Origin of the sequence: Pseudomonas sp. BN411, assembly GCF_029871235.1 — a bacterium.
Lineage (GTDB): Bacteria > Pseudomonadota > Gammaproteobacteria > Pseudomonadales > Pseudomonadaceae > Metapseudomonas.
The window spans coordinates 43,022-52,523 of the sequence record NZ_SSOM01000077.1 but is presented as its reverse complement, the minus strand read 5'-3'; the positions used below and the strand labels follow the sequence as shown (position 1 = coordinate 52,523).

6 protein-coding genes are annotated in these 9,502 nt (G+C 65.1%); 5 read left to right on the top strand and 1 reads right to left on the bottom strand.

Annotation, left to right across the window (positions count from 1 at the left end; all coding sequences use genetic code 11):
• From pqqE to E8F06_RS22425, 5 genes are all read left to right on the top strand, one after another.
• Positions 1-1,101, top strand: a 1,101-nt coding sequence (pqqE, locus tag E8F06_RS22445; protein ID WP_280371172.1) for a pyrroloquinoline quinone biosynthesis protein PqqE, incomplete at its 5' end; no start/stop codon positions are given.
• The gene (locus tag E8F06_RS22440; protein ID WP_280371170.1) at positions 1,067-2,911 is read left to right on the top strand and encodes a prolyl oligopeptidase family serine peptidase; all 1,845 of its coding nucleotides are present in this window, start codon (positions 1,067-1,069) and stop codon (positions 2,909-2,911) included. The genes pqqE and E8F06_RS22440, both read left to right, overlap by 35 nt.
• 506 nt (positions 2,912-3,417) lie before the next feature.
• Positions 3,418-4,581, top strand: a complete 1,164-nt coding sequence (gene ercA / locus E8F06_RS22435) for an alcohol dehydrogenase-like regulatory protein ErcA (protein ID WP_190834748.1) — start codon at positions 3,418-3,420, stop codon at positions 4,579-4,581.
• Positions 4,565-5,905, top strand: coding sequence for a hybrid sensor histidine kinase/response regulator (locus E8F06_RS22430; protein WP_280371168.1), 1,341 nt, complete (start codon positions 4,565-4,567; stop codon positions 5,903-5,905). The genes ercA and E8F06_RS22430 overlap by 17 nt, the downstream gene beginning before the upstream one ends.
• A 409-nt stretch (positions 5,906-6,314) precedes the next feature.
• Entirely contained in the window at positions 6,315-8,063 is a 1,749-nt protein-coding gene (locus E8F06_RS22425; RefSeq protein WP_280371166.1) for an ABC transporter ATP-binding protein/permease, read from the top strand.
• On the opposite strand, the gene E8F06_RS22420 is transcribed toward E8F06_RS22425, so the two are convergent.
• Positions 8,049-9,176, bottom strand: a complete 1,128-nt coding sequence (locus E8F06_RS22420; RefSeq protein ID WP_280371164.1) for a glycoside hydrolase family 5 protein — start codon at positions 9,174-9,176, stop codon at positions 8,049-8,051. The genes E8F06_RS22425 and E8F06_RS22420 overlap by 15 nt on opposite strands.
• Between the last annotated feature and the right edge of the window lie 326 nt (positions 9,177-9,502).

The following is a 9,502-nucleotide window of genomic DNA, read 5'->3' as shown; positions in this document are numbered from 1 at the left end:
TTCTGGCTGCTGGCCGAGCTGACCTACCGCTGCCCGCTGCAGTGCCCCTACTGCTCCAACCCGCTGGACTTCGCCCAGCAGGGCGAGGAGCTGACGACCGCGCAGTGGATCGAGGTGTTCCGCCAGGTCCGCGCGCTGGGTGCCGCGCAGCTGGGCTTTTCCGGTGGCGAGCCGCTGGTGCGCCAGGACCTGGAAGAGCTGATCCGCGCCGCCCGCGAGCTGGGCTACTACACCAACCTGATCACCTCCGGGATCGGCCTCACCGAGGCGCGCGTCAACGCCTTCAAGGACGCCGGACTGGACCATATCCAGATCAGTTTCCAGGCCGCCGACGAGGCGGTGAACAACCTCCTGGCCGGCTCGCGCAAGGCCTTCGCGCAGAAGTTGGCGATGGCCCGCGCGGTGAAGGCGGCGGGCTACCCGATGGTGCTGAACTTCGTCACCCACCGGCACAACATCGACAGCATCGAGCGGATCATCGAGCTGTGCCTGGAACTGGAGGCGGACTTCGTCGAACTCGCCACCTGCCAGTTCTACGGCTGGGCCGAGCTGAACCGCGCCGGGCTGCTGCCGACCCGCGCCCAGCTGGAACGCGCCGAACGCATCACCAATGAGTACCGGGCCAAACTGGCGACGGAAAAGCACCCCTGCAAGCTGATCTTCGTCACCCCGGACTACTACGAGGAACGCCCCAAGGCCTGCATGAACGGCTGGGGCAGCCTGTTTCTCGACATCACTCCCGACGGCACCGCGCTGCCCTGCCACAGCGCCCGCCAGTTGCCGGTGCAGTTCCCCAACGTCAAGGAGCATGACCTCAAGCACATCTGGTACGAGTCGTTCGGCTTCAACCGCTTCCGCGGCTACGACTGGATGCCCGAGCCCTGCCGCTCCTGCGACGAGAAGGAGAAGGACTTCGGCGGTTGCCGCTGCCAGGCCTTCCTGCTCACCGGCGATGCCAGCAACGCCGACCCGGTCTGCTCCAAGTCGCATCACCACGGCAAGATACTGGCGGCGCGGGAAGAAGCGGACCATGCTGCGGGGACCCTGGAGCAGCTGACCTACCGCAATGAGCGAACCTCGAAAATCATTTGTCGCGCCTGAAATCCGTCCCTTCGGCTTCTGGGACAGCCCCTGGAGCGCGGAAAGCGCCGTCGCTGCCAGCCGCGACTTCGCCGAACTGCGCTGCGGCCCGGCGGGGCTGTTCTGGACGCTGTTCGACCCCGCAGATGGCCGCACCACGCTCTGGCGCTGGCAAGCGGGGGAGGCGAGCTGCATCACGCCTGATGGCCACTCGCTGCGCAGCCGGGTCTACGAATATGGCGGCGGTGCCTTCTGCCTGGTGCCGGGTGGCGTGGTGTTCGTCAATGAGGCCGACCAGCAGCTCTACCTTCAGCCTTTCTCCGGGGTTCCAGCTGTCCTGACGCGGAATCCCGATGCTCGCTACGGCGATCTCTGGAGCGCGGGGCAGCGTGTGCTGGCCGTGGAGGAAGAGCAGGGCACCCACAGGCTGGTGGCGATTGCCCTGGCCGACGGCGAACGTCAGGTGCTGGTCGAGGGCGCCGATTTCTATGCAGCGCCACGTCTCAGCTCGGATGGCCAGTCCCTCGCCTGGATCGAGTGGAGCCGTCCCGCACAGCCTTGGACAGAAACACGGCTTTGCCTGCGCCGGCGTGATGGGGATGCCTGGGGGCCGATCAGCATCCTCGCGGGAGCGGATGGCGGCGAGTCCCTGCAACAGCCGCGCTTCGATGCGGAGGGGCGCCTGCATTGCCTGAGCGATCGCAATGGCTGGTGGCAACCCTGGGCGCTGGAGGGCGATCAACTGCTCCCCTTGCCGGCCGCCCATGCCGATCACGCCCCGGCCCCCTGGCAATTGGGCCTATGCAGCTACCTGCCAGAGGCGGGGCTGCGGAGTTGGTTGGCCGATGACCAGAGCGATCTGGTCGGTGCCGACTGCCAGTTGCTGGCGACCGGATACAGCCGCTTCCGGCAGCTGGCTGCGGACGAGGGGCATTACTACTGCATCGCCGCTGGGCCGGAAAACGCCAGCGCCGTGCTGGCCATCGACCGCAAGGACGCCAGCGTGCAGGTGCTGGCAGGAGGCGGCACCGAGCTGTCGCCTGACGAAATCGCTCGTCCCCGGCCGTTGCAGTTCGCCGTGGGAGACGGGGAGTGCGCCCACGGCTTCTTCTATCCGCCCTGCAACACGGCCCATCGCGGCCCGGAAGACCAGCGCCCGCCATTGCTGGTGTTCTGCCATGGCGGCCCCACCTCCGCCTGCCAGCCCGTGTTCGATCCGCGCATCCAGTTCTGGACCCAGCGCGGCTTCGCCGTGGCCGATCTCAATTACCGGGGCAGCAGCGGTTTTGGTCGCGCTTATCGACAACGACTGGCTGGCGGCTGGGGCGAACTGGACGTGGAAGACGCCAAGGCGCTGCTGATGCACCTCGCCGGGCTGGGGCTGGTGGACCCTGAGCGCGCCTTCATTCGTGGCTCCAGCGCCGGTGGTTTCACCACGCTCCTGGCGTTGGTGGGGGACACGCCTTTTCGCGGCGGCGCCAGCTACTACGGCGTGAGCGCTCCTCTGGCGCTGCGGGAGAAGACCCACAAGTTCGAGGCCGACTACCTGGACTGGCTGATCGGTGATCCGGTGCGGGATATCGCGCGCTACCGCCAGCGCACGCCGGTGTTGCGGGCGCGGGAGATCGGCGCACCGGTGATTTTCTTCCAGGGTGGGCAGGACGCGGTGGTGGTACCGGAGCAGACCGCCTCCATGGTTACCGCCTTGAAGGAAGCGGGCCGGCACGTGGAATGCCATGTCTACCCGGAGGAGCGCCACGGCTTCCGCCAGGCCACCAACCTGGCCCATGCATTGGAGGCGGAGTTGGCGTTCTATCGGGGGTTGCTGTGAGGCCGTGATGGGTTTTCCTGTGCGGGCGAATTCATTCGCCAAGGGCGGCGCAGCTGCCCCCTGAGAGGCAGAGGGGCGAACCTGCGGTCCGCTTAGCGGTTGAAATCGCCCCCACAACCAGCCCCAGGTGGCGCCGAGCTCGCAATTGATTTTCCTGTGGGGGCGAATTCATTCGCCAAGGGCAGCGCAGCTGCACCCTGAGAGGCGGAGGGGCGAACCTGCGGTCCGCTTAGCGGTTGAAATCGCCCCCACAACCAGCCCCAGGTGGCGCCGAGCTCGCAATTGATTTTCCTGTGGGGGCGAATTCATTCGCCAAGGGCAGCGAAGCTGTCCCTGGAAGGCAGCGGGGCGAACCTGCGGTTCGCTTGGTGATTGAAATCGCCCCTACAACCAGTGGGAAGGATGGAATCTGGGCTTAGGAAAGCTCCCAAGGTCTGATTGAAAAGCCCCGTGAATCCAGTAGGCTGGGTCCTACTCACCGCATAACTACAAGAAAGAGCTGTTTGATGCGTCACGATATCAGCCCACTTCGCAAGTTCGTTTCTCCCGAGATCATTTTCGGCGCAGGATGCCGGCACAATGTCGGCAATTACGCCAGCACCTTCGGTGCGCGCAAGGTCCTGGTGGTGTCCGACCCCGGTGTGCTGGCCGCCGGCTGGGTCGCCGACATCGAGGCCAGCCTGCAGGCCCAGGGCATCGACTACTGCCTCTACACCCAGGTATCGCCCAACCCTCGTGTGGAGGAGGTGATGCAGGGGGCCGACTTCTACCGCAGCATGGGCTGCAACGTGATTGTCGCCGTGGGGGGCGGCAGCCCGATGGATTGCGCCAAGGGCATCGGCATCGTGGTTGCCCATGGCCGCAGCATTCTCGAGTTCGAGGGCGTGGACACCCTCACGGTGCCCAGCCCGCCGCTGATCCTGATCCCGACCACCGCCGGCACTTCGGCCGATGTGTCGCAGTTCGTGATCATCTCCAACCAGCAGGAACGGATGAAGTTCTCCATCGTCAGCAAGGCCGTGGTGCCGGATGTGTCGCTGATCGACCCGGAAACCACCCTGAGCATGGACCCGTTCCTCTCCGCCTGTACCGGCATCGACGCACTGGTCCACGCCATCGAGGCGTTCGTGTCCACCGGCCACGGGCCGCTGACCGATCCCCATGCGCTGGAGGCCATGCGCCTGATCAACGGCAACCTGGTGGGCATGATCGCCAACCCGCAGGACATCGCCCTGCGCGAGAAGATCATGCTCGGCAGCATGCAGGCGGGCCTGGCCTTCTCCAACGCCATCCTCGGTGCGGTCCATGCGATGTCCCACAGCTTGGGCGGCTTCCTCGACCTGCCGCACGGCCTGTGCAACGCGGTGCTGGTAGAGCATGTGGTGGCGTTCAACTACAGCGCCGCGCCCGAGCGCTTCAAGGTGATCGCCGAAACCATGGGGATCGACTGCCGTGGCTTGACGCAGAACCAGGTCCGCCAGCGCCTGGTGGAGCACCTGGTGACCCTGAAACACGCGGTGGGCTTCCACGAAACCCTGCGCCTGCACGGCGTCGGCACCTCGGACATTCCGTTCCTGTCGCGTCACGCCATGGACGATCCCTGCATCCTCACCAACCCGCGCGAGTCCAGTCAGCGGGATGTCGAGGTGGTGTATGCCGAGGCCCTCTGACGACCCGCGCGACGCCCTGACGGGGCTGCTTGGCCTGGGCAGTCACTCCGCGCGCAAGAGTCATTACCCCGAACTACTGGCGCGCCTGGAGGAACTGGAAGCCGAGCGCAATCGCTACCAGACCCTCAATGACGAACTGGAGCAGCGCGTGCTGGACCGCACCCGCGAACTCCAGGCGCTGAACGAACAATTGCGCGAGGCGCGGGACGCGGCCGAGGCAGCCAATCTCAGCAAGGACAAGTACCTGGCCGCTGCCAGCCACGACCTGCTGCAACCGCTGAACGCAGCGCGGCTGCTGGTTTCCACGCTGCGTGAACGCGCATTGCCGGCCTCTGAACGGCAGCTGGTGGAACGCACGCACCAGGCGCTGGAAGGCGCCGAAGACCTGCTCACCGACCTGCTGGATATCTCCAAGCTGGACCAGAGCGCGATCAAGCCGGACCTGGATGTCTACCACCTGGACGAGGTGCTCGGGCCACTGGCCTCGGAGTTCCAGAGCGTCGCCGAGGCTGCCGGCCTGGGGTTGCGTGTGCGCATTCCGCGCCTGTGCATCAGCACCGATTTCCGCCTGCTCACGCGCATCCTGCGCAACTTCCTCAGCAATGCCTGCCGCTATACCGAGCAGGGTCGCGTCCTGCTCGGGGCAAGGCGTCGTGGCGATCGGCTGCGGCTGGAAGTGTGGGACAGCGGGCGGGGCATTCCGGCGGATCAGCTGGAAGCGATCTTCCTCGAATTCAACCAGCTGGACGTGGGCCGCGCCGCCGAGCGCAAGGGTGTCGGCCTGGGCCTGGCCATCGTCGACCGCATCGCCAGCATGCTGGAGTACCGGGTCGAGGTGCGCTCCCAGGTAGGACGGGGATCGGTGTTCAGCATCGAGGTGCCCCTGGTGCGGGAACAACCCCAGGTGCGGGCGAATGTGGAGCCGCGCCCGGTGACTGGCGATCCGTTGCCTGGCCGGCGCCTGCTGGTGGTGGACAACGAGCCGGGCATCCTGGAAAGCATGTCGGCGCTGCTCGGGCAGTGGGGTTGCGAGGTACTGACCGCCCCCGACCTGGCCACTGCCGAGGACGTGCTCGAAGGGCGGGCGCCGGACCTGATTCTGGTGGACTACCACCTGGACCACGGCAAGGTCGGTTGCGATGTGATCCTGGCCCTGCGCCAGCGATTCGCCAGTGAAGTGCCCGCAGTGATCATCACCGCCGACCGCAGCGACCAGTGCCGTCGCAAGTTGCAGGGCCTCGGCGTGCCGCTGCTCAACAAACCGGTCAAGCCCGGCAAGCTCAGGGCGGTGATCAGCCAATTGATCGGTCAGGTCAGCGGCTGATTGCGGGCCTTTGTCGGCCTGGCGGGGTCGATGGTCCGGAAAAAAAGTGCAGCCTGAAATCGGTGTGCTTGAATCAGACTTACCTGGTGCAGTTCCGCGCTGAGCTCAAAGCGCCGCGATCACACTGACCGCCCCCAACTTCTGCTCATTCGCCTTGGCTGCACCCTGCGGCAATCCCGGCTGAACAAAAAACGTTCTGCCGGGAAGACAACGCACTCCCCGGAGTTCGCTGAGCAACCTGAGGCTACGGCCTCTAACAGCAGGGGGTCAGATGATTCTTATAACGAAGGATTGGGCGGGGTCACAGGCTTGCCTGGATTGGGGGAAATGCTGCGGCGTTGGCCCGCAACGAGTGCCTGGTGATCTTCCATTGCGTGCACATGCGCTCGCTGCGTGGAGTGACGACTAAATGTCCCCGCCGGCTGAAAGATCGCGCTGGCAGCTCCTGCGTCTGGTGATGCCGTACTGGTATTCCGACGTGAAGTGGAAGGCGCGCGGCTACACCGTGGCGCTGCTTCTGCTCACCCTGGCGCAGGTCGCGCTGGTGATCTGGACCAACTACTGGAACCGCGCGCTCTTCGATGCCCTGGAAGCCAGATCGCTCAATCGCCTGATGATGCAGATCGGCACCTTCGTGGTGATCCTCCTGCTGACGGTGGGCGTCACGGCGATGCACATGCGGGTCAAGCGCTGGCTGCAGCTGGACTGGCGCCGGTGGCTGACCGCACGGCTCGTCGACAAGTGGATGGCGCGCGGACATCACTACCAGTTGCAGCAGACCCGGGGCGAGCACGACAATCCTGACGGCCGCATCGCCGAAGACATTCACGTCGTCACAGAAAGCGCGATTTCGCTGACCCACTCGCTGGTCTATTCGCTGCTGATCTTCAGCACCTTCGCCAACATCCTGCTGACGGTCACCGGCAGTGTGCAATTCCCCGGAACCGGCCTGATGGTGCCGGGCTACATGCTGATCCTCGCGGTGGCCTACGCCAGCGCCGGCACGGTGTTCGGCATGCTGCTCGGGCGCCCGCTGATCCGGGCCACCAACAAGTTGCAATCGGCGGAAGCGGACTTCCGTTTCGGGCTGGCCCATGCGCGGGAAAGCTCGGAGTCCATTGCACTGATGCAGGGCGAGGAAGCGGAGCGCCGGAGCTCGACGAGCCATTTCGCCGAGCTGGGGCACCGTTGGTATCGGCAGACCATGGCTTACCTCGGCATCGTGTCGTTCTCGTCGGGTTACGGCGTGCTGCTGCCGGTGTTCCCGATCCTGGTCATGGCGCCCCAGTACATTTCCGGTGCCATGACCCTGGGCGTCCTGATGCAGGCCGCGCAGGCATTCCACCAGCTGACCTCGGCGCTGTCCTGGCCGATCGACAACCTGGCCGAGCTGGCGCGTTGGCGAGCGTCGGCCGACCGCGTGATGAGCCTCTACAACGACCTGCAGGACCTGGACGACCAGGCTGCGCAGCCGCAGAACCGAATCTGCGTGGCGCAGTCGCAGCAGGCGGAAATCGTGCTGCGCGACCTGTGCATTGCCACCCCTGACGGGCAGGTCCTGATCGAGGGACTGAACGTCGTGATCCAGCGCGGCGAGCGGGTGCTGATCTCGGGTGATCCGGCGGTCACCATCGGCCTGTTCAAGGTGCTGGCCGGGTTGTGGCCATGGGGTCATGGGGAGGTCTGGTTGCCGGCGGGCGCGGCCATCTGCTTCCTGCCGCAACGCCCCTTCCTGCCGGTTGGCAGCCTGTGCGCGGCGTTGAGCTACCCGCAGCCTGCCGGCACCTATGCCACCGGCGCCATGCTGCATGCACTGGAGAGTGCGGGCATTGCCTGGCTGGCCAAGCGAATGGATGAGGTCGACAACTGGCAGAGCGTGTTACCGCTACGTACGCAGCAGCGGCTGGCCATGGCCCGGTTGTTCCTGCAGCAGCCCACCTGGGTGTTCATCGAGGAGGCGAGCAGTGCCTTCGAGACCCGGGACGAGGAAGACTTCATGGATATGCTGCATCGCGAGCTGCCGGACTCGACGCTGCTGGCCATCAGCTTCCAGTCCGGGCTGGAGCGCAGCTACCAGCGTCGGCTCCTGCTCAATCACCTGCCGCAGGAGCCCCTGGTCGGCTATGGCACGCCGCTACGGGCACTAAGAAAAAGTTGAGGGCAACCAGCCGCGCTGGACGCATTCGCGGAAGCACCAGGCCGGTGTGGTTTCGGTCTTGTAGCTCCAGAAGAACCAGCCCAGGTACTTCTCATAGGTCAGCAACTGCGCAGCGGCATAGCCGCGATAGGCCACGTCTTTCTGGAAGCTGTCCATATTTTCCAGTGCGTGATTGAAGGGGCCTTCGGCCCAGAGCGAAACCACTTTCAGGTCGAGTCCCAGGCTCCACTCGCCGCAGTACGCCGGAATGCCCAACTGGCCGATGATCGAGTCGGCCTCGGCTTTCCACTGGCCGCTGGCCTTGTGGATGTGGGTGTAGATGTCGCTGTCGATATCGCCGCGTTCGAAGCACTGGTAGCGATGGATATCGAACACCACGTTGGCGAATTCCGGCGGCTGCATGAACCCCAGGTATTCGTTGAAGGCGCGGAAGCCATCGTGGAAGACCACGCTGATCTTCTCCGCTGGGCAGTGCCGGCGAATGCGCTGGTAGGCATCGAGGTTGTAGCCCTTGAGGTAGTCGGTCGGCACATCCCAGCGCGGCTCGTTGAGCACTTCGATGGCGTGCAGGGCGGGCTGGTCGCGGTAGCGCTCGGCCAGGCGTTCCAGCACGCTCAGCGAATGCGCGCGGTACTCGTCCTGGGTGTGCCATTCGCAGATATCCTTGATGCCGCCATTGTCGAAGCCGTTCTGGCAGCCGGGGGCGGCGTGCAGGTCGAGGACGATCCTCAGCCCGAATTCGTCGGCCCAGGCAAAGGCCCGGTCGAGCACCTCGATGCCGCCCTCGACGAAGGGGTGGCGGGCTTCGCCGTATTTCGGGTGGTAGGGGTAATCCGGCCCGAATATCCAGTGCCCCAGGGGAATGCGCACGGCATTCAGGCCGCGCTCGTGCAGCCAGGCGAAGTCGTCGCGGGTGATGAAGGTGTTCCAGTGTTGCTTCAGTCTTTCCGGGGCTCGTGCGCCCATCTCGGCGCACCAGGTGGTTTCATCGGTGGCTTCAAGACCCTCGAACAGGCTCGGGGTCATCCACTTCTCCAGGACCAGCCAACCCCCCAGATTCACGCCACGCAGTTTCTGTCCAGGGTTGGTATTGACGGGATTCCGCTGCGCCATGACTGCACTCCTTTGAACGGCAGGAACCGAACTTCTGGAATTCTTGTGAATTGCCTTTGCAAGCCTAGGTCATGAGCGGGCAGCCGCCAGGCGCGATGCTGACGACAGTGCCGGGATCGCAGGTTGTGGGGGGCCGATCCGGCGACCGCTTTTCCTGTGGGGGCGAATTCATTCGCCAAGGGCAGCACAGCTGCCCCTTGGGAGATCGAGGGGCGAACCTGCGGTCCGCATCGCGATTGAAATCGCCCCCACAGCAGGAGCGGGTGAAGGTTGTGGGGTGCCGATCCGGCGACCGCTTTTCCTGTGGGGGCGAATTCATTCGCCAA